The 19,652-nt window shown below is 72.3% G+C and carries 16 protein-coding genes, 1 tRNA gene and 1 pseudogene; 7 read left to right on the top strand and 11 right to left on the bottom strand.

The window, feature by feature from the left end; translation table 11 throughout:
* Positions 1–3 precede the first annotated feature (3 nt).
* Positions 4–894, top strand: a complete 891-nt coding sequence (locus tag ACIBG4_RS26330; RefSeq protein WP_397204080.1) for an NAD-dependent epimerase/dehydratase family protein — start codon at positions 4–6, stop codon at positions 892–894.
* A 34-nt stretch (positions 895–928) separates the two neighbouring features.
* Here ACIBG4_RS26330 and ACIBG4_RS26325 read toward each other — a convergent pair whose 3' ends face one another.
* Genes ACIBG4_RS26325 through ACIBG4_RS26315 form a run of 3 tightly spaced genes read right to left on the bottom strand, consistent with a single transcriptional unit; the run spans position 929 to position 4,089 of the window.
* On the bottom strand, positions 929–2,044 hold the full coding sequence (locus ACIBG4_RS26325; RefSeq protein WP_397204079.1) for a hypothetical protein: 1,116 nt from the start codon (positions 2,042–2,044) through the stop codon (positions 929–931).
* Positions 2,041–2,559 (bottom strand): SigE family RNA polymerase sigma factor, encoded by a 519-nt coding sequence (locus ACIBG4_RS26320; RefSeq protein WP_310707593.1) that lies wholly within the window; start codon positions 2,557–2,559, stop codon positions 2,041–2,043. Before ACIBG4_RS26320 ends, ACIBG4_RS26325 begins: the two co-directional genes overlap by 4 nt.
* 60 nt (positions 2,560–2,619) lie before the next feature.
* Positions 2,620–4,089 carry a glycoside hydrolase 43 family protein gene (locus ACIBG4_RS26315; protein WP_397204078.1) on the bottom strand — a complete coding sequence of 490 codons (1,470 nt, stop codon included), beginning with the start codon at positions 4,087–4,089 and terminating at the stop codon, positions 2,620–2,622.
* Between the two features lie 240 nt (positions 4,090–4,329).
* Between ACIBG4_RS26315 and ACIBG4_RS26310 the strand changes: the two genes are divergently transcribed.
* Both ACIBG4_RS26310 and ACIBG4_RS26305 read left to right on the top strand, forming a co-directional pair.
* A complete protein-coding gene (locus ACIBG4_RS26310; protein WP_397204077.1) occupies positions 4,330–5,175 on the top strand; it encodes an NUDIX domain-containing protein in 846 nt (281 codons plus the stop codon).
* Between the two features lie 57 nt (positions 5,176–5,232).
* Positions 5,233–5,319: transfer RNA gene (locus tag ACIBG4_RS26305), tRNA-Ser, on the top strand.
* 25 nt (positions 5,320–5,344) lie between these two features.
* Here the strand turns inward: ACIBG4_RS26305 and ACIBG4_RS26300 are convergent.
* The gene (locus ACIBG4_RS26300; RefSeq protein ID WP_397204076.1) at positions 5,345–7,825 is read right to left on the bottom strand and encodes an AAA family ATPase; all 2,481 of its coding nucleotides are present in this window, start codon (positions 7,823–7,825) and stop codon (positions 5,345–5,347) included.
* A 113-nt stretch (positions 7,826–7,938) separates the two neighbouring features.
* Here ACIBG4_RS26300 and ACIBG4_RS26295 point away from each other — a divergent pair, with 113 nt between their 5' ends.
* Positions 7,939–8,895: an NAD(P)H-quinone oxidoreductase gene (locus ACIBG4_RS26295; protein ID WP_397204075.1), complete on the top strand. Its 957-nt coding sequence runs from the start codon at positions 7,939–7,941 to the stop codon at positions 8,893–8,895.
* Between the two features lie 5 nt (positions 8,896–8,900).
* Complete coding sequence (locus ACIBG4_RS26290) at positions 8,901–9,413, top strand: bacterial proteasome activator family protein (protein ID WP_310707598.1); 513 nt, start codon at positions 8,901–8,903, stop codon at positions 9,411–9,413.
* Here ACIBG4_RS26290 and ACIBG4_RS26285 read toward each other — a convergent pair.
* Entirely contained in the window at positions 9,404–10,231 is an 828-nt protein-coding gene (locus tag ACIBG4_RS26285) for an HAD family hydrolase (protein WP_397204074.1), read from the bottom strand. The two genes, ACIBG4_RS26290 and ACIBG4_RS26285, sit on opposite strands and share 10 nt — an antisense overlap.
* 224 nt (positions 10,232–10,455) lie before the next feature.
* Here ACIBG4_RS26285 and ACIBG4_RS26280 point away from each other — a divergent pair, with 224 nt between their 5' ends.
* Entirely contained in the window at positions 10,456–10,659 is a 204-nt protein-coding gene (locus tag ACIBG4_RS26280) for a cold-shock protein (protein WP_043619750.1), read from the top strand.
* A 183-nt stretch (positions 10,660–10,842) separates the two neighbouring features.
* Here ACIBG4_RS26280 and serS read toward each other — a convergent pair whose 3' ends face one another.
* The 5 genes from serS to ACIBG4_RS26255 all read right to left on the bottom strand — a co-directional run bounded on the left by serS (position 10,843) and on the right by ACIBG4_RS26255 (position 14,966).
* A complete protein-coding gene (serS, locus tag ACIBG4_RS26275; RefSeq protein ID WP_355434721.1) occupies positions 10,843–12,108 on the bottom strand; it encodes a serine--tRNA ligase in 1,266 nt (421 codons plus the stop codon).
* A gap of 67 nt (positions 12,109–12,175) precedes the next feature.
* Positions 12,176–13,099, bottom strand: coding sequence for a prephenate dehydratase (gene pheA / locus ACIBG4_RS26270; RefSeq protein WP_397204073.1), 924 nt, complete (start codon positions 13,097–13,099; stop codon positions 12,176–12,178).
* Positions 13,100–13,101: 2 nt separating this feature from the next.
* Positions 13,102–13,530 (bottom strand): DUF4446 family protein, encoded by a 429-nt coding sequence (locus ACIBG4_RS26265; RefSeq protein ID WP_397204072.1) that lies wholly within the window; start codon positions 13,528–13,530, stop codon positions 13,102–13,104.
* A 1-nt stretch (position 13,531) separates the two neighbouring features.
* Positions 13,532–14,770 carry a glycosyltransferase 87 family protein gene (locus ACIBG4_RS26260; protein ID WP_397204071.1) on the bottom strand — a complete coding sequence of 413 codons (1,239 nt, stop codon included), beginning with the start codon at positions 14,768–14,770 and terminating at the stop codon, positions 13,532–13,534.
* A 37-nt stretch (positions 14,771–14,807) separates the two neighbouring features.
* The gene (locus ACIBG4_RS26255) at positions 14,808–14,966 is read right to left on the bottom strand and encodes a hypothetical protein (protein WP_397204070.1); all 159 of its coding nucleotides are present in this window, start codon (positions 14,964–14,966) and stop codon (positions 14,808–14,810) included.
* A gap of 118 nt (positions 14,967–15,084) precedes the next feature.
* Here ACIBG4_RS26255 and ACIBG4_RS26250 point away from each other — a divergent pair, with 118 nt between their 5' ends.
* Positions 15,085–17,937: a hypothetical protein gene (locus tag ACIBG4_RS26250; RefSeq protein ID WP_397204069.1), complete on the top strand. Its 2,853-nt coding sequence runs from the start codon at positions 15,085–15,087 to the stop codon at positions 17,935–17,937.
* Between the two features lie 154 nt (positions 17,938–18,091).
* On the opposite strand, the pseudogene mptB reads toward ACIBG4_RS26250, so the two are convergent.
* Positions 18,092–19,432: pseudogene (gene mptB / locus ACIBG4_RS26245) on the bottom strand (polyprenol phosphomannose-dependent alpha 1,6 mannosyltransferase MptB); the annotation flags it as partial.
* Between the last annotated feature and the right edge of the window lie 220 nt (positions 19,433–19,652).

The following is a 19,652-nucleotide window of genomic DNA, read 5'->3' as shown; positions in this document are numbered from 1 at the left end:
CTCATGAAATCTCATGTGATCGTGGGTCGCGGGGCTGCCGCGTCGAAGACCGCTCTGCTGCTGGCCGAGGACGGCGAACGGGTGCGGATGATCAGCCGCACGGGCGGCGGGCCCGACCACCCGCTCGTCGAGAAGGTCGCCGCGGACGTCACCGACACCGACCGGCTCACCGAGCTGACCGAGGGGGCGGACACGCTGTTCTCCACCGCCGCGCCGCCGTACCACGCCTGGCCCGAGCAGTTCCCCGCCCTGGCCGGATCCCTGCTCACCGCTGTGCAGCGGACCGGCGTCGCCTACGTCATGCTCGGCAACCTCTACGCCTACGGGCCGGTGGACGGGCCGATCACGCCGGACTTCCCGCTCACCGCGACCGGGCGCAAGGGCCTGGTCAGGGCGCGCATCTGGGAGGAGGCCGCAGCCTCGGGAGTGAAGGTCACCGAGGTGCGGGCCGCCCAGTTCTACGGCGCCGGCGCCTTCTCGGTGTTCAGCCTCATGGTGCAGCGGCAGGTGGTGGAGGGCAGGCTCGTCCTGGTGCCGCAGGAGCTCGACGTGCCGCACAGTTACTCGGCGATCGGCGACACCGCACGCACGCTGGTCGCCGCGAGCCGCCACGAGCAGGCGTACGGCCGGGCCTGGCACGTGCCCACCTCGACGCTGTCGGTACGGGAACTGGCCGGGCGACTCGCCGCACTCTCGGGAGCGCCCGAACCGCGGATGGAGGAGATGACCGAACGCGACCTGACCCTGCTCGCGTTCACCGAGCCGTTCTGGGCGGAGCTGCACGAAGTGCTCACCAAGCCCGGCCACCCGTTCGTCATCGACTACTCCGAGACCGAGAAGATCCTCGGCGTGAGCGCCACACCGGTCGACGACGTGCTCCGAGAAGTGCTCTAGCTCCATCACGGCCATGGTGTCCACCGTCAGGGGATCACTGGGCGAAACCGGGCAAGGTCAAGCGCTGGTGGCGGCCCGGGTAGCGGGACAGGAGCCGGGCCTTCCCCGTGGTGACATCCACCCCGTACGTGCTCGTTTCCCCCTTGAGGTGGTAGGCGACCGTGACCTCGTGGCCGTTCAGCCAGGGACCCGCGCCCACGGCCGGGCCCCCGCCCTTCGGCATGCCGCGCATGGTGACCTTGCGGAGGATCCGGCCGGTCCTGGCGTCGAGCACGGTCAGCCTGTTCCGGGCGAGGTCGTCCGTCGCGGGGGCGGTAAAGCGGTCCCTGCCGAAGGCGACGACCGTACGACCGTCAGGGGCGGTCTCGCTGAACATGATGAACACACCGTCGAAGCGCACCGGCCTGCCTCCGCCGGCGACAGGCATCAACCACAGGTCCGTCTTGATGTACCGGACCAGCTCGGCGACGCCGCCCTTGATGGCGACCGGCTCGTACTTCCCGTTGATCGGCACCGTCCTACCCGTGCGCGTGTCGATCAGCGAGCCGGGCTGCTTGCTGCCCTCGCGCGGGTCGAAGGCCAGGTAACGGCCGTCGTCGGAGATCACGAGCATGGAGCCGGCGCCGATCCGGTCCTCCTTCACGGTGGCGGCGGAGATCGTCTTCGCGCCGGTGACCAGGTCGCGCACCACGTGCGCCTGCGCCTGGCGGCTGTAGTACGCGAGCAGGCGCCCGTCCCTGCTGATCGCGACCGGCGTGGTGTCCATTCTCGTGGTCTGGGCCAGCGCCTGCGGCACGCGGTACGTGGTGCCGGCGGCGGTGACCACCCGCCACTCGACGGCGCTGCAGTCCGGATGCCGCTCCGCGTCCATTTCGCAGGAGGTCAGGTACGCGTGGCTGAGCGGTCCCACTCGGCCCTCGGGCAGGTCGTGGACCGTGTCCAGGCGCTGGGGCGTGGCAGGCTGGTTCGCGCCCTGGCCCGGCAGCGTCACCACGGCCGTCGTCACGCCCAGGACCACGGCCGTGGCGAGCGCGGCCAGCGCCGTGCCGGTGCGGCGCCTGCGACGGTGACCCGCGATGGCCAGGTCGGCCAGGTCCACCAGAGGGGCGTCGTCAGCGATGCCGTTCAGTGCCTCGCGCAGCCGCGTCATGGGGCCACCTCCGCGATCTCGGAGTCGGACAGCAGGTGCGCCAGCTCGGGCGCGTGTTCGCGCAGGCGGGCCAGCGCGTGGTGGGTCTGGCTCTTGACGGTGCCGACGGCACAGCCGAGCACCTCGGCCGTCTGCGCCTCGGTGAGGTCCTCGCGGAAGCGCAGCACGATCACCGCACGCTGCTTGGGCGTCAGCCTCGCCAGGGCCTGGCGCAGCACCATGCGGTCGAGCGCGGCGTCGTCGTAGGAGACGCCGCGCTCGGGCGGGTCGCCGCTGGGCAGTTCGAGACGCCGCCGGCGCTGCCAGGAGATGTACTGGTTGACCAGCGCCTTGCGGGTGTACGCCTCGGGGTTGCCGCCCCTTGACAGCTTGTGCCACTGCCCCACGACGTTGGTCAGGACACTCTGCAGCAGGTCCTCGGCGAGGTGGGCGTCGCCCGTCAGCAGGTACGCGGTGCGCATGAGCGCCTGCTGGCGGGCGAGCACGAACTCGCGGAAGCCGTCGTGACGATCCAAGGTGGGACTCCTCTCGCCCGTTGCCAACGCGATCGGCGGGGCGAAAGGTTGCAGGGCTTCTTACCTTTCGAGATCGACGGTGAAGGCGGCGAAGGCGGCGTGTCCCGCCGGGGCGTCCCCGTGGGAGGCGGCGAACAGCCCGAGCACCGCACCCACCCACCGGCCCTGCGTGGCGTGGAACGGCTCGCCGATCTCACGCAGGCCGTCCCCGGTGTCGGCCAGGAACGTGACCACCGCGCCCTGCCCGATGCGCGCGCCCAGGGTGACGGCCGCGCCCTCGGGCACGGGCACCGCCGCGGAGCCCGCGCACACCACGGCCGGCCCGTCCTGCGTCGACTCGACCGCCACGTACGCGGAGGTGCGGCCGACGACGGCCAGGCCCGCCCGGCCCTCGCCGTGCAGGGTGACCTGGGTGACGACCGTGCAGGGCTCGCCAGGGAGCCGCTGGGTGAGGACTGCCGGGCGTTCCCACAGGTCCGCGGGGCCCGGCACGCAGGAGAGCCGGAGCGTCCCGTCGCGCAGCTCCCACCAGGACGGGTCGGGGTTGGCCTGCCAGCTCCACTGCGGGCCGAGGCCGGGCCCGGCGAAGCCGTCGGACGTGGCCGGCGCGGCCGGCTCCCCGCCCGGCACGGGCACGGGGCCGCCCGGCACCGGGACGCCGTCCGCGCCCATGACCGGCCAGCCGTCCCGCCACTCCATGGGCTGCAGGTGCACGACCCGGCCGTACGCGCCGCGGTCCTGGAAGTGCATGAACCAGTGCTCACCGGACGGGGTGTCCACCCAGCCGCCCTGGTGCGGGCCGTTGACGTCGGTGCCGCCCTGCTCCAGCACGATCCGGTCCTCGTACGGTCCGAAGATCGACCGGGACCGGAACACCGACTGCCAGCCCGTCGCCACGCCGCCGGCCGGGGCGAAGATCCAGTAGTGGCCGTCGTGCCGGTACAGCTTCGGGCCCTCCAGCGTGCGGTAGCCGGGCAGCAGGTCGGCGTCGATGACGATCGTGCCCTCGTCGAGCACCCGGCTCGCGTCGGGCGCCATGCGGTGCAGCGTGAGCCGGTTGCTGATCCCCGCCCGGCTCTTCGCCCAGGCGTGCACCAGGTACGCCTGGCCGTCCTCGTCCCACAGCGGGCACGGGTCGATGAGGCCGAGACCCGGCTTGACCAGGTGCGGCTCGCTCCACGGACCCCGCGGGTCCTCGGCGTTGACCTGGTGGATCCCCACGTCGGGGTCCCCGTAGAAGATCCAGAAGCGGCCGTCGTGGTGGCGCAGCGAGGGCGCCCACACGCCGCAGCCGGGACGCACCTCGTCGTGGCCGGCGGTCACGGCGTGCCCGATGATCGTCCAGTTGACCAGGTCACGCGAGTGCAGGATCGGCAGGCCCGGGACCTTGGTGAAGGTGGAGGCGGTCAGGTAGAAGTCGTCGCCCACGCGGATCACGTCGGGGTCGGACCAGTCGGCGTTGAGCACGGGGTTGCGGTAGGTGTCAGCGGGGTCCAGGGGCACGGTGGATCTCTCCTGGTCGATCAACATGTTGTCTCAGGGACTCTACCTGCAACCGGTTGCAGAAACCATCCTCCAATGTCCGGGTCAGGACGTCCGAAACACGCCGTCACCGGTGGCCGACCCACCCGTCTTCGCCCGAGCAGACGGCCTGACCCTCGCAACCGTTTCCAAAGCCCCTCCCGGCCGGAGCGGCCCTAGGCTGGATGTCCTTGGGGCCCGGACACGGAGCCCCGGACAGGGGAGACTCGGACAGGGAGACACGCGAGCATGGCGGCTGGCGACGGCGACGGTTGGGCGGAGTGCGGACGAGGCCACCGGCACTGGGGACTGCACGGCGCCTCCGGGCTGCTCGCCGTCCACCATGACCAGGCCGGCGTGCCGTACGTGCTCATGCAGAAGCGCTCGTGGTGGAGCCACCACGGCGGCACGTGGGGCCTGCCGGGAGGCGCGCTCGACAGCCACGAGGACGCCGTCGCCGGCGCGCTGCGCGAGGCCCGCGAGGAGGCCGCGCTCCCGGCCGACGCGCTGCGGATCAAGGGCGTGTACATGGACGACCACGGCGGATGGGCGTTCGAGACGGTGATCGCCGAGTCGGCCGAGCTGCTGCCCGCCGTCCCCACCAACGGGGAGAGCGACGAGCTGCGCTGGGTGCGCCTGCCGGAGATCACCGAGCTGCGGCTGCACCCCGGGTTCGCGGAGACCTGGCAGGAGGTGAGGCAGGAGCTGCGGCCCGAGACGCTCGTCCTCGACGTGGCGAACATCGTGGGCGCCCGGGCCGAGCACGGCTGGTGGAACGACCGGCTCGGCGCCGCCACCCGGCTGCTCGGCGAGGTGTCACGGCTGGCGCCGGCCCACCCCGTGCTGGAGCGGTGGTACCCGCGGATCGTGGCCGTCGTGGAGGGGGCCGCCCGCGAGGTTCCGGACGTGGCGGGCATCCAGGTGGTGGCCGCCACCGGCAGCGGCGACGACGCCGTCGTGGAGGTCGTACGGCGGGCACGGCCGTGGGAGCGGGTGCTCGTCGTGACCGCCGACCGGGGCCTGAAGGAGCGCGTCACCGAGCTCGGCGCCACCACCCAGGGCCCCAGGTGGCTGCTGTCACAGCTCACCGGTTAGGAGCCCGCCGGTCCGGTACCCCGGCGGCACGGCAGCCGCTAAGGTGGTGTGCGCACTGGAGGGTTCGCATAGTGGACGAGTGCAGCCGCCTTGAAAGCGGCCAGGTCAGCGATGGCCTCGTGGGTTCGAATCCCACACCCTCCGCTCGGCTCCGGCTCCCCCGGGCGGCCTAGTCCCGCGCCCCCGGGGCCGCCGCTGACTCCCGCATCCCCGCGAAGCCGTCGCCCACGTACGCCGCGAGCTGCAGGAAAGCGTCGCGCGTGCCCTCCTGCAACCGGTCCAGGTCGATCTCCGCGCCCTCCTCCAGATGCGGGTCGTACGGCACCCGGATCACGGCGCGGCACCGGGCGGCGAAGTGGGCCTCCAGCTTGTTGAGGTCGACGGCCGACTTCGTCCGCGGCCGGACGCTGCACAGCACCACGGTGGCATCCCGTACCAGGTCGCCGTAGTGGTGCGCCTCCAGCCAGTCGAGCGTGGCCGAAGCGGCCCGCGCGCCGTCCACCGACGGCGAGCTGACCAGCACGATCTGGTCGGCCAGGCCGAGCACGCCGCCCATGGCGGAGTGCAGCAGGCCGGTGCCGCAGTCGGTGATGCAGATGGAGTAGAAGTTCTCCAGCACCTGCGAGACGGACTGGTAGTCCGCGCCGCTGAACGCCTCCGACACCGACGGGTCCCGGTCGGAGGCCAGCACCTCAAGCCGCGACGGCGCCTGCGAGGTGAAGGCCCTGATGTCCACGTACCTCTTGACCTGGTCACGCTCGTTGAGCAGGTCGCGGACCGTCGCCGAGGTCTCCAGCACCAGCTTGTCGGACAGCGTGCCGCGGTCGGGGTTGGCGTCCACGGCGATGACGCGGTCGCCGCGCGTCTGGGCGAGCGTCGCGCCGAGGCCGACCGTGGTCGTGGTCTTGCCGACGCCGCCCTTCAGGCTGAGCACGGCCACGCGGTGGTGGCCCGTGGCGACCGGGGTGCGGGCCCTGGCCAGCAGCTCGCGACGGCGGCGCACCTCCGGCGGCTCACCCGGCTTGATCCAGCCGCCCGACGCCTTGTACACCAGGCGCCGCCAGCCCTTGGAGGGGGCGTTGCGGCGGCCGCGGAGCAGCGTCTCGGGGTCGAGGCTCTCGGCGGTCGGCTTGCCGGTGACGGGCGGGCGCGGGGAGGCGGTGAACACGGGGATGGGCGCGGGGCGGCTCGGCCTGCGCACCGGCGGCGCGGGCTCCGGCGCCGGGACCGGCGGGACTGCGGGGGCCACGGGCGGCTGCGCCTGCGAGGCGCGCTGCCGTGCGGGCGGCTCGGGGAACTCCGGCGGCTCCGGACGGTCCAGCCCCCTGCCGTGGGCACCGCCGGCCAGCGGGTGCGGGACCGTGTCGTACGTGCGCCGGCCCGTGTCGTGCCGGCCCATGTCATGCCTGCCCACGTCGTGCGGGCCCGTGTCGTGCCGGCCCGCGTCGTGCCGGCCCGTGTCGTGCGGGCGGGGGTCTGGCGTGGCCTGGAGGGCTTCCTGGGCGCCGAACGCGGGCGGGTGGGTGAGTGGCCTGCCCTCGGCGGGTGCGGCGGACCGCTGGTCGTCGTGCGCCTTGGCGTCCCCGAAGAGCGGCTCGGCGTCCCCGAAGGACGGCTCGGCGTCCTCGGGCCGGTCCGTCGCTCCGCCGGAGCCCGCGTGGTCGGAGCGGGCGTCGCCGGTGCGGGCGTCCTCGGGCCGGGCCTCGTCCTCACCGGGCGCGGTCTCCGCGGCCCGCGCCTCCTCGGACTGCCGCGTCTCGGACTGCCGCTTCTCGGACTGCCTCGCATCGGGCTGCCGGGTCTCGGACGGCCTCGCATCGGGCTGCCTCGCATCGGACGGCCATACGACGGGCGGCCGTACGTCCGGCGAGGTCGTGTCCGGGGAGCCCAGGTCCTCCCGTACCTCCGAGGGCTGTGAGTCGAAGGCGTTGAAGCGCTCAGGCGGGAGCGGCCACTCCAGCGGCTCCGACCAGGCCGTGCGCTCGTCGGCCGCGCGTCCCGCCGTGGCCGCCGGGTCGTCGCCGTCCCGCACCGGCCGCAGCTGGGGCAGCGAGGGGTACGTCTCGCCGTCGTCGGCCCGGGGCAGCGGCTTGAGCGGCTCCAGGAACGCCTCGTCCGGCCTCCCGGTCCCGGCAGCCGCCGGGTTATCACGTTCGTCCCGTTCGTCGCCCCGCTCCGCGTCGAACGGCGCCGCGGGCGTCTCGAACGCCGACGGCTCACCGAACGCGCCCGTCCGCCCCGGCTGGTCGTACGCGGACGGCTGGTCGAACGAGGACGGCTGAGCGGGCGCGGGCGGCTGAGCGGGCGCGGGAGACTGGTCGTACGCGGACGGCTGGTCGAACGGCGACGGCGGCTGGAGCCACTGGGTCGAGGCGTCATCCTCCCGCCCCGCCTCATCCTCACCTGCGCCGGAGTCCACCGCGTCCGGGTTCGAGCTGTACATCGACCCGGCGGCGGCCCGGAACAGCGGCTGCGGCGGTACGTCCGGCGGCGTCACCGACCGCCAGGGGTCCTGAGGGTACGGCGAAGCGGACGGCTCGTCGGCGGAGCCGGTTGAGCCGGCCGGTACGGACGCCTCCTCCGACTCCTTGATCGCGTCGAGCCAGGCAAGCTGCTCCTCGAGCGATTCCTCGCGGTCGTGTCTCGCCACCGTGGTCCCCCTCGGGTGGGTGTAAAGGGGCAGCAAATCTTCTGAAGATTAACGCCAGGTGTTCCCATGGTCGCAGCCAACCCACAACTTCTTTGCCCGGTTACGGTGGTGACATGCGAGCCATCGAGATCGCCCGGCCGGGCGGCCCAGAGGTCCTGGAGTGGCGCGAGGTGCCTGATCCGCGTCCCGAGCAGGGTCAGGTCGTCATCGAGGTGACCGCCGCCGGGGTCAACAGAGCGGACGTTCTCCAGCGAAAGGGTTTCTACGACCCGCCGCCGGGCGCCCCGCCGTACCCGGGCCTGGAGGTCTCCGGCGTGGTGGCGGAGGTCGGCGCGGGCGTGCCGGGGTTCGAGGCCGGCGACCGGGTGTGCGCGCTGCTGGCCGGCGGCGGCTACGCCGAGCGGGTGGCCGTGCCGTGGGAGCAGGTGATGCCGGCGCCCGAGGGCCTGCCCCTGGACGAGGCGGCGGCGCTGCCGGAGGTCGCCTGCACGGTGTGGTCCAACGTGTTCATGCTGGCGCGGCTGCGCAAGGGCGAGACGCTGCTGGTCCACGGCGGGGCCAGCGGGATCGGGACGTTCGCCGTCCAACTCGCCAAGGCGCTCGGCTCGCGGGTGGCGACCACGGCCGGCACCGACGCCAAGCTGGCGCGGCTGCGGGAGCTGGGCGCCGACGAGACCGTCAACTACCGCGAGCAGGACTTCTCCGACCTCGTGCGGGCCGACGTGATCCTCGACATCATCGGCGCCCGCTACCTGGCCGGCAACCTCCGGGCGCTCAACACCGGAGGACGCCTGGTGATCATCGCTCTCCAGGGCGGCGCCAAGGCCGAGATCGACCTCGGGCTCCTCCTCGCCAAGCGGGCGGCCGTCCACGGCACCACGCTGCGCTCCCGCCCCGCCGAGGAGAAGGGCGTCATCGTGCGCAGCGTCGTGGACAACGTCTGGCCGCTGGTCGCCGCCGGGGCGGTGCGTCCCGTGGTGCACGCGCGGGTGCCGATGAGCGACGCGGCCGAGGCGCACCGCATCCTGGATTCCGGGGAACACATCGGCAAGATCCTGCTAGTACGGTGAAACCTATGAGTGCTGAGGACAACAACACCTCTCGCATCGTGGTGGTCGGGCCCGACTTCCAGGGGCAGAGCGACAGTGGGGAAGAGGAGCGCTCGGTCACCAACCTGGTCGAGCAGCCCGCCAAGGTCATGCGCATCGGCAGCATGATCAGGCAGCTCCTGGAGGAGGTCCGCGCGGCGCCGCTGGACGACGCCAGCCGCAAGCGGCTGAAGGACATCCACCAGTCCTCGATCAAGGAGCTGGAGGACGGCCTGGCGCCCGAGCTGGTGGACGAGCTGGAGCGGCTGTCCCTGCCGTTCACCGACGACAACGGCACGCCGCCGAGCGACGCGGAGCTCCGCATCGCCCACGCGCAGCTCGTCGGCTGGCTGGAGGGGCTGTTCCACGGGATCCAGACCACGCTGTTCGCGCAGCAGATGGCCGCTCGGGCCCAGCTGGAGCAGATGCGCAGGGCGCTGCCCGGCGTACCGCACGGCGAGGACCACCGCCCGCCGGGCGGCTCCGGCCCCTACCTGTAGTCGCGGGAGGGCGGCCCGTAGAGCTCCTCGAGCACGCGGGCCACGCCGTGGTCGTCGTTGGCCGCGGTCACGTGGTCGACCGCGGCCAGGACGGCCGGGTGCGCGTTGGCGACGGCGTACGAGGTGCCTGCCCAGCTCAGCATGGGCAGGTCATTCGGCATGTCGCCGAACGCCACGACCTCCGAGGGTTTGATCTCGTGCCGCTCCGCCAGCACGGCCAGCGCCGTGGCCTTGGTCACACCGTGAGCGCTCATCTCGACGAGGCTGCGGCCGCTGGAGTGCGTGGCGGTCACCAGGTGCCCCACGAGCCCGTGGACGGTCTCGTGGAGCGCGTCGGGGTCCATGTGGGGGTGCAGGGCCAGCAGCTTGGCGCAGGGCTGCGAGGTCAGCGTGCGGATGCCGACGCGCAGTCCGGCGACGGCCTTGCTGTCCCAGCCGCCGAGTGGAAATTCGGACTCATGCGCAAATCCCCCCTCATACTCGACCGAAAATGCGAGTTCGGGCACGTTCGCTCTTAGCTGAGCGACGACTTGTTCCAGCACATCGGCCGCGATCAGGTGAGATTCGACTATGCGTTCCGTATGCAGGTCGTAGATCAGGGCGCCGTTCGCACAGATTGCCAGCCCGCGGTGACGGAGCGCACCCGCCACTCCGCTCATCCACCGGGGCGGCCGCCCCGTGACGAACACGAGCATGGCGCCCGCCTCTTCGACCCTCGCGAAGGCCGCAGCCGTCCAGGGAGAGACGGTTCCGTCAGCGCGCAGGGCGGTGCCGTCGAGGTCAGTGGCCACAAGACGCGGCGCGGGGAGACTCTGCATAACACGTTCCAGTTTGCCGGGTGATGCCGCCGGCGAGAAATCTTCCCAGAGACGGGAACACCAACGCGCCAGAATGGTGTTAGATGTGGTGGCGTTGTATTAGCTGATCCCGTAGTGAAAACCAGCATGACTTTGTCTGAGCCACCCCGGGGTGCTTGCTGTACGACACACCGGGACTCGCGAGGTGCGGGTCCCATAGATTCACATCCTGAGGGAGAGCTTTTATGGCTCAGGGAACCGTCAAGTGGTTCAACGCCGAGAAGGGCTTCGGCTTCATCGCCCCGGACGGCGGTGCGCCGGACGTGTTCGTGCACTTCTCTGAGATCGTCGGCAACGGCTACCGCAGCCTTGAAGACGGCCAGCGGGTCGAGTTCGAGATCACGCAGGGACAGAAGGGGCCGCAGGCCTCCCAGGTCCGTGCCATCTGACCTGTAGCAGCGAGTCAGGCCGGGGTCCGCGTCCAGCGGGCTTCCGGCCTTTCGCGTTCCAGAGGCCCGTACGGGCCTCGTACGGCCGCTGAGAAGGACAAGGGCCCGGCGACCCCCGCAAGGGGGTCTCCGGGCCCTCTCAAGGCCGCGTACGGCCTACTTCTCGGCGGCTCCAGGACCCGCCTACTTCTTGGCGGGCTCCAGGACGTCGAGGCCGACGTACGGGCGCAGGGCCTCCGGCACCACGACCGAGCCGTCGGCCTGCTGGTGGTTCTCCAGGATGGCGACGATCCAGCGCGTGGTGGCCAGGGTGCCGTTGAGCGTGGCCACGTGCTGCGGCTTGCCGTCCTTGTCGCGGAAGCGCACCCCCAGCCGGCGGGCCTGGAACTCCGTGCAGTTGGAGGTCGAGGTCAGCTCCCGGTAGCGGCCCTGGGTGGGGATCCACGCCTCGCAGTCGAACTTGCGCGCCGCCGACATGCCGAGGTCGCCCGCCGCCGTGTCGATGATCCGGTAGGGCACCTCCACCGCGTCGAGCATCTCCTTCTCCCAGGCCAGCAGCCGCTGGTGCTCCTCGTGCGCCTCCTCCGGCCGTACGTAGGAGAACATCTCCACCTTGTCGAACTGGTGGACGCGGATGATGCCCCGCGTGTCCTTGCCGTACGAGCCGGCCTCGCGACGGAAGCAGGACGACCAGCCCGCGTAGCGCAGCGGCAGCTCGTCCCCGCCGAGGATCTCCTGGGCGTGGTAGCCCGCCAGCGCCACCTCGGAGGTGCCGACCAGGTAGAGGTCGTCCTCGGGAAGGCGGTAGATCTCCTTGTCGTGGGCCACGTGGAAGCCGGTGCCCTGCATGGTCTCCGGCTTGACCAGCACCGGAGTGATCATGGGCGTGAAGCCGGCGGCGATGGCCTGCTGCATCGCCATGTTGAGCAGGCCGAGCTGGAGCCGGGCGCCGACGCCCTTGAGGAAGAAGAACCGCGAGCCGGACACCTTGGCGCCCCGCTCCATGTCGATCGCATCGAGCAGCTCGCCGATCTCCAGGTGGTCCTTCGGCTCGAAGTCGAACCGGCGCGGCTCGCCGTGGGTCTCCAGCACGACGTAGTCGTCCTCGCCGCCGTGCGGCGCGCCCTCCTCGACGAGGTTGGGGACCGTCTGCATGAGCTCGTCGAGCTCGCCGCCCAGCCGCTCGGCCTCCGACTCGGCGGCCTTGACCGCGCTCGCCAGCTCCTTGGCCCGGGTCAGCAGCGCGGCCTTCTCCTCGCCCTGCGCCTTCGACACCGACTTGCCGAAACTCTTCTGCTCGGCGCGCAGCGACTCGAAGCCGGTCAGCGCGGAGCGCCGGCGCTCATCGAGGTCGAGCAGCGTGTCGACGACGGCGTCGTCCTCACCGCGGGCACGCTGCGACGCCCGGAGCCGGTCGGGGTCCTCACGAAGGGTACGCAGGTCAATCACAAGGAAAGGCTACCGGCGCGGGACGTCTCCTCGCCCCTCGATTCCCGGACGTCGCCCCTGCGGCCCGTCAGACCTCGCCGGAGCGGATCCGGGCCAGCCAGCCGCCCGCCTCGGCGAACTCCTCGTCGGCCGTGCCCCGCTTGACCCGGGGCACGACGCCGTCGGCCCGCGGATAGCTGCCGAGGAAGCGCACCTCGTCGCAGATCCGGTGGAGCCCCGAGATGGCCTCGCCGACCCGGGCGTCGGCGACATGGCCCTCGAAGTCGAAGTGGAAGAAGTAGCGGCCGATGCCGTCGCCGGTGGGCCGCGACTCGATGCGGGTCAGGTTGACGCCGCGCACGGAGAACTCGGTCAGCATCTCCAGCAGCGCGCCCGGGTGGTCGTCGGCGAGGAAGACGACGAGCGTGGTGCGGTCGGACCCGGTCGGCCCGGGCAGCGGACCGCCGGGACGGGCCACCTTGACGAACCTCGTCACCGTGTCGGTGCGGTCCCCGATGTCGCCGGCCAGCTCCACCAGGTTGTAGTGCTCGCCCGCGATGCGCGCCGCGATCGCCGCGTCGTACGGCGAGCTGGGCAGCGACACCTCCTGGGCCGCGGCGGCCGTCGAGGGCGCCGCCACCACCACCGCGTCGGGCAGCTCCCGGGAGAGGAACGCGCGGCACTGGGTGATGGCCGCGGGATGGGTGTAGACGCGCTTGATGCGCGGGATCTCCGCGCCGGGCCGGGCCAGCAGCGAGAAGCGCACCGGCAGCAGCAGCTCGGCGTTGATCAGGAGAGGCTCGCCCCAGGCGAACTCGTCCAGCGTCGTGGTGATCGCCCCCTCGACGGAGTTCTCCAGCGGCACGACGGCGCCGTCGGCCTCGCCGCTGCGCGCGGCGGCCAGCGCGGCGCTCACGGTCGGGCAGGGCAGACGCTCGGCGCCGGGATCCAGGAGCCGCAGGGCTTCCTCGGTGAAGGTTCCCTCGGGCCCGAGATAGGCGAGTCTGGGCATGGCTACAGGGTATCCGCAGCTTGTCGAGGTGCGCGCGGCTTCGCCGCGACTGATCCCAGCCCGAGCCTGGCCGCCCGCACCGCCTGCTCCTCCTCCGGCGACAGCGGCTGCTCGCCCCTGCCGCCCACCACGCGGCGCACGTACGTGCGGCTCTCGGAGCAGCCGTTGATGGAGGTCAGCACGATGCCGTCGCCCAGACCGTTGATCATCGCGACCGAGAACGACAGCTCGCCCGCCATCTTCTCCAGGGCGTCGTACCGGCACACGGCCACGTCCCGGATGGCCATCAGGTCCCCTCGGGCGGCCGACGCCTGCCGTACGAGCATGCGGCGGCAGTCCTCGATCTCCTCCCGAGCCCGCCGGAGAGCCAGGTAGCCCATGACCACGCCGCCCGTCGCGGCGGCGGCGCACATCCCCACGGCAATCAGCACGCTACCGAGGGTAATGGGCGGCCAAGGCGCCTGGCGAGGGCTCGGCCGCCCTCCGCTTCGGCAGCCAGGCCGCCAGCAGCCAGACCAGGGCCAGCGCGCCCAGTCCGTACCCGTTCTGCACGATCTTCCCCAGGACGGGGCTCAGCACCGGGATCTCGGCCGCCTTCAGCGACACGCCCCACCACGGGATCGGCAGCACGTAGTACAGCCACACCCCGGCCGCCACGCGCAGCCGTACCGGATCGCGGCCGTCGCCCACGAGCGCGCCCAGCACCACGACCACCCAGGCCAGATGGTGGATCCACGCGACGGGCGACAGCAGCACCGCCATCAGCCCCACCAGCGCCACGGCGGTGACGTGGTCGTCCGCCCGGTACGCCTCACGGGCGGCGCGGAACCCGTACCAGGCGACCACGGCCACGACCGCCACCCACAGGACCCACGTCAGCGTGTCGTTCAGATACAGGCGGATCAGCATGCCGCGGACGGACTGGTTGGTGGTGCCGGCGTTCGAGCCGAGACGCTCGGGGTCGAGGAGCGCCGAGAACCAGAAGCCGGCCGCGTCCCGGGGGATCACCGCGAACGGCAGCAACGTGAGGAGCCCCGTCACGAACGACGCCATGAACAGCGTCCGCCACTGCCTCGTGACCAGCAGGTACACCAGGAAGACACCGGGGGTGAGCTTGACCGCGGTCGCCACCCCGATCAGGAACCCGCGCGGCCACCACGGCCGCCGCGCCACGCAGTCGGCCAGGCACAGCGCCACCAGCATGATGTCCACCTGCCCGAACCGGACCTGGTCGCGGATCGGCATCACATACGTGCACGCCACCATCAGGAACGCGAACACCCACGGGCCGTGCTTCCCGAGCGCTCCGACAAGCGCCTTGCGGAAGGAGTACCCCACGGTCACGGCCAGCGCCACGAAGATCCCGGCCGTCCACACCCACTGGGCCGTCCCCCACGACATCTCGGCCAGCGCCACGGCCAGCATCGCCGCGACGGGCGGATAGGTGAACGGGAGCAACTGGGGGGCGGGGGTGGAGAAGTCGTACACGGCGCGGCCGTCCAGGAGCATCTGTCCGCCGGTACGGTAAACATCGAGGTCGACGAGGCGCTGGTCGTCGGGGTTCGTCAGCCAGTGCAGCACCAGGGGAGCCACGGCCCACGCCACGACGACCGCCGCCACGGCCCACGCCCACCACTGCCGCCGGAGCACCGGCGTCTCGCCACCTGTCACGGTGTGGGAGGTTACCGTGGCTGTTGCCGATCGAGGGTCAGACACCGGGGGTCCCGTACATGCCGCACGCCAGCTTCAGCGCGCCCTCACACCCCCGCACGCCCCTGGCCCCTCTCCCGCCCCGGCGGTCACCTTCCCTGCCCGACCGCTCGGCCACGTCGTCGCCCACCCCCGTGCCTCCTCCCCCCTCGCTCACGCATCCTTCCCGCCCGCTGACGGCTCCTTCCCCCTCTCTGACGGCTCCTTCGTCCGCGCTCACGCCTCCTTCGTCCGCGACTCTGCGGATGTTCCTCGCGCGGCTCGCCGGTCGGTCGTTGACCCGCGCACTCGCCCTCGTCGCGAGCGCCGTCCTCGCCACTTCCGCCACGACGGTCCCCGCAGCCGCGACGACCGTCGCAGCCTCCGCGACCACGAGCGCACCCTCACCGCTGCACGCCCTCCGGCCCACCGCCCGCACCCCGACCGGCCGAGCCGACCAACTGACCGGCAGGGTGGCCCTCATCGGCGTCCCCGGCCTGGAGTGGAGCGACCTCGACGCTTCCCGAACCCCCAACCTGTGGAAGCTCGTCGGACGAGCAGGCTCGGCGTCCCTGTCCACGCGCGCCGTCCCGCCACCGGACCGTGGCGTCACGTGTCCCCTCGCAGGGTGGCTGACCGTCTCGGCGGGCCAGCGAGCCGGTACGGCCGAGCGCGGCTGTCCCGCCCTGCCCACGCCGCAGCGGAACGGCGACGGCGCCACCGTCCCCGGCTGGGCGGCGCTGGCCGCTCTCCAGGCGGACACGGGCTACGACGCGCAGCTCGGCACGCTCGGTCAGCTGGTGACCGACGGAGGGGGCCGGGTCGCGGCCATCGGTCCGGGAGCGGCTCTCGCCGCCGCCAACAAGGCGGGAAATATCGCCACATACGCCGACACTCCGGAAGCCCTGCCGGACCCGTCCTCCTACCACCTGATCGTGCAGGACGTCTCCCCGCTGGCCGAGGCGTGGTCCCGCCAGCCCCTCGACGAGTACGGCGTGCCGTCGCCCATGCCGACAGCCACGAGGCGGGCGGCCGTCGCGGAGGCCGACCGGCGCATCGGCGCCCTCCTGACCCGGCTGCCGACCGACACGACGATCCTGGTGGCGGGCATCTCCGACGTCACCCCGAACGCCCACCTCCACGTCGCCCTCGCCACCGGCCCGGCCCCGGCCGACCAACCAGCCGCCACGAACGAGCCGACCGCAACCCCACCCTCCAGCGACCAGCCTTCCGGCGGGAAGCAGCCCGGCGGGAAGCGGCCCGGCGGGGAGCAACCTTCGGTCGGGAACCAGCCTTCCGGCGGGGAGCAGCCTGGCGGGGACCAGCCTTCCGGCGCGGAGGAGCCCTCCGGCGGGGAGCAGTACCGTCACGGTCACCTCACCGCCACCTCCACACGGCAGGACGCCCTGGTCACGATCACCGACCTGACGGCCACGGCGATCGCGACACTCGGGCTCGAACCTCCGCGTCAGGTCGTCGGCCGGGCCTGGCAGAGCGACGGCCCCGCCCCGGCCACACCGGCCGAGACGGTCGCGGAGCTGGCGGACGCCGACCTGGCCAGCCAGGTGCTCCGCGATGTGCGTGGACCGTTCTTCGCGGTGTTCGTCTCGGTGCAGCTGGCCTTCTACGCCTTCGCCGCGCTCGCCCTCCGCCGCCGCCGCAAGTCCCCCGGCACCCGAGGCCGGGCCCTCACCACCGACGCCCCCCAGCACCCCAACGGAACGGCGGACGTACCGGCAGGGACTGCATCAGCGGCGGGCGTCCCGGCGGGGGCTGCACCGGTGGGTGACGCACCGGCAGGGGCCGCACCGGCGGCGGGCGTACCAGCGGAAGGTACGGCGGCGGAAGGCGTCCCGGCGGGGGCCACACCGGCGGCGGACGTCCCTGCGGGGGCTGCACCAACAAGCAGCGTCCCGGCAGGGACCGCACCGGTGGGTGACGTCCCGGCAGGGACCACACCAGCGGCGGACGTCCCGGCGGCGGCCGCATCAGCCGGCGTACCTTCGGAAGCCGGGGCGGCGGGTGGGGGGCCTGGTGGGGGCGCCAGGAGGGATGTCGCAGGGGAGTCGCGGCTGCTGACCACCGTGCAGGTTGTGGCGGTGGTCAGTGGGGCCATCGCCGTCTCCACGTTCCTGGCGCAGCTTGTGCCCTGGTGGAGCCTGCCCACGCCGATGGCGGCCCTGATCGTCACCATTCTCGGCATCGCCCTGTTGATCAGCGGGGTGGCGTTCGCCGGGCCGTGGCGGGGGCACGTGCTCGGGCCGCTCACCGTCGTCGCGGCCGTCACGTCGGTGGCTCTGCTCGCGGACGTGATGACCGGCTCCACGCTGCAGGTGAACGCCGTCACCGGCTACGAGCCCGTCACCGGCGGCCGGTTCTACGGGTTCAGCAACATCGCCTTCGCCGTCTACGCGACCGGAACCATCCTCGGGCTCGCCGGGGTCGCCCAGTGGCTGCTGGGCAAGGGCGTGCCGCGTATCGTGACGCTGCTGGTCTGCTCCGCGTACGGCGGCCTGGCGGTCTTCGCCGACGGGTGGCCCGCATGGGGCGCCGACTTCGGAGGCGTGCCCGCCTTCGTGATCGGACTGGCGGTCTTCCTCATCATGCTCTCCGGTCGCCGGGTCTCCATCGTCAAGCTGCTGCTGGTGGCGATCGGGGGCGCCGCGCTGATCGGCGCCATCGCGGTCTTCGACTGGCTACGGCCCGCGACGCAGCGAACCCATCTGGGCAACTTCGTCCAGCAGATCATCGACGGCCAGGCATGGACCGTGGTCGGCCGGAAGTTCGGCGCCATGATCGGCGTCACCGTCGGGAACTGGTCGCTGACGCTGCTCTCCGTGGTGGCGCTCGCCTTCCTGTTCCTGGTGCTGGACCGCCCGTCGCGCTGGGGCGCGTCGGCGCTCGGCCAGGCGTACGCGCTCGCGCCCGCTCTCCGCGCCGGCCTGTTCGGGGCGTTGACGTGCGCGTTCATCGGCTTTCTCATCAACGACTCGGGGATCGCCATCCCGGCCATGGCGCTCACGGTGGCGGTACCGCTGTCGCTCGCCGCTTCCGTACGGGCCCTGCGGATCTCCGGGCCCACCACACCAGGGCCACCGTCAGAGCCAGCAGCATCCACGGAACCACCTGCGGCCTCACCACGGCCCTGAGCCAGTCGAGGTCGGCCGGTAGGCTGATCACCCGCGCCGGCAGGTAGGCCAGCGACAGCACCAGCAGGTGGACGACGAGGAAACCGTCGAAGGCCGTGGCCGCCACCAGCGCGAGCAACGCGAAGGCCATCCCGTCGTACCAGGGCAGGACGTACGGCGTCGCGAACACGTACGCGGCGACCAGCACGGCGGACACCACCTCGGCCGGCGGCCCGCCGGCCGGGTCGCCGGTCGTCGGCGATCCGGACGGGGTGAGGCGGGGGGACAGGCGGAACAGGGACCAGGCGATGAGGGCGAGGACGAGCAGGGAACCGATCTGGATCTCGCCTCGGTAGGCGCTCCCCTCACCCACCAGCGTCTGCAGCCAGCCCTGGACGAGCTTCCAGTACGAGGCGTGTGAGATCGCCTTGCTGGTGCGGGTCACCGGGCTGATGGCGTCCGTGCCCACGATGGCGTACCCGGCGACCACCACGGCCAGGGCCGCCCCGGCCATCAGCGCCAGTCGTCGCGGGCGGCGGCGCAGCTCCCACGCGGGGCCCAGGGCGACCAGCCCCGCGTTGACCTTGATCGCCACCCCGAGGCCGAGCAGCAGCCCTGATCGCACCGGACGGCCGCGCGCCAGGAGGGCTGCGATCATGCAGGCGACGGCCAGCGTGTCCAGATGCATGCCGGCGACGAGCTGGTACAGCAGGAGCGGGTTGGCCGTCCACAGGAGGGCTGCCCGCAGCCGTCCGGCGGGGTCGTGCCGGGTGAAACGGTCGATCAGGAGACCTGTCGCGATGAACGCGGCGGAATTGAGCAGGGCCAGGACGAAGATCGTCAGCTTGAGCGAGTCGCCACCGACCCAGCTCGCCAACGCCTGCGCGCCCGTCGCGACCGGGCCGTAGACACTGGGCTCCTCGCGCCACGGATCCTCCACCGCTTTGGCGATGGGGTCGCCGGGAAGATCGACCGCGCCGTGGGTGTACGGGTCGACGCCGAGAACCACCATGCGGCCGTACGCGGCGTAGTTGAGATGATCGCCGGAGCCGGAGGGTGGCAGGAAGGCGAGCAGACCGGCGGCGACGCAACCGATGAGGACGAGCAGCCGGGCCGGCGGCAGGCCGTGATCGCCACGGCCGAGAGGGCGCTCTCGCGGGTGTTCGGGCGGTTGGCGCGGTGTTGCCGGATGTGGGCCGGTGCGGGGTGTGGTGGTCCGTGGTGGGCGTGACGGCTCCGGGGTGGTGCCGTCGGGTGGCCGGTGGGGCGGTGAGATGTGGTCAGCGGGCGGATTGTGGTCGAGCGCGCCGTGGTCCGAGGTGATGCGTCCCACAGCGCTGTGGTCCGAGGCGAGGTGGCCCAGGGTGCAGCGGTGCGACTTTGGGTGATCTGCGGCGTTTCGGGGGGTGGAGGGTGGCTGGGCCGGGTGGTCCTTCGAGGGGGAGGCAGCTCGGCGGGTGGCGGTCAGGCCCGCCAGGAGGCCCAGGCCGCCGAGGAGAACGGCGGCAACGGCCATGGCGATCACGAGATGGGGATCGGGCCGGACGTCCAGGGAGAACGGCGGTGTCCAGGCCGGGCCGCCGAGGGCCGGGACCATGGCGGACGGGCCGAGGATGCCGATGGCGATCGTCAGCAGGATCGACGCGACGATCGCGATCGTGGCAGCCCTCGGAAGCCGGTGGCTCGGCTTTCCGCTCTCGTTCTCCGGAGTCACCCGCAAATTCCAGCACACCGGG

This window comes from Nonomuraea sp. NPDC050383, from assembly GCF_044459125.1.
Classification (GTDB): domain Bacteria; phylum Actinomycetota; class Actinomycetes; order Streptosporangiales; family Streptosporangiaceae; genus Nonomuraea.
This window is presented reverse-complemented; position numbering and strand designations above follow the sequence as displayed.

What these genes read in the sequence shown, in the direction of transcription:
- ACIBG4_RS26290 (WP_310707598.1), top strand. Translation starts at nt 8,901, where the DNA reads ATGAGTGCTGAGGACAACAACACCTCTCGCATCGTGGTGGTCGGGCCC.
- ACIBG4_RS26295 (WP_397204075.1), top strand. Translation starts at nt 7,939, where the DNA reads ATGCGAGCCATCGAGATCGCCCGGCCGGGCGGCCCAGAGGTCCTGGAG.
- ACIBG4_RS26280 (WP_043619750.1), top strand. Translation starts at nt 10,456, where the DNA reads ATGGCTCAGGGAACCGTCAAGTGGTTCAACGCCGAGAAGGGCTTCGGC.
- ACIBG4_RS26285 (WP_397204074.1), bottom strand. Translation starts at nt 10,231, where the DNA reads ATGCAGAGTCTCCCCGCGCCGCGTCTTGTGGCCACTGACCTCGACGGC.
- ACIBG4_RS26330 (WP_397204080.1), top strand. Translation starts at nt 4, where the DNA reads ATGAAATCTCATGTGATCGTGGGTCGCGGGGCTGCCGCGTCGAAGACC.
- ACIBG4_RS26315 (WP_397204078.1), bottom strand. Translation starts at nt 4,089, where the DNA reads ATGTTGATCGACCAGGAGAGATCCACCGTGCCCCTGGACCCCGCTGAC.
- ACIBG4_RS26310 (WP_397204077.1), top strand. Translation starts at nt 4,330, where the DNA reads ATGGCGGCTGGCGACGGCGACGGTTGGGCGGAGTGCGGACGAGGCCAC.
- pheA (WP_397204073.1), bottom strand. Translation starts at nt 13,099, where the DNA reads ATGCCCAGACTCGCCTATCTCGGGCCCGAGGGAACCTTCACCGAGGAA.
- ACIBG4_RS26325 (WP_397204079.1), bottom strand. Translation starts at nt 2,044, where the DNA reads ATGACGCGGCTGCGCGAGGCACTGAACGGCATCGCTGACGACGCCCCT.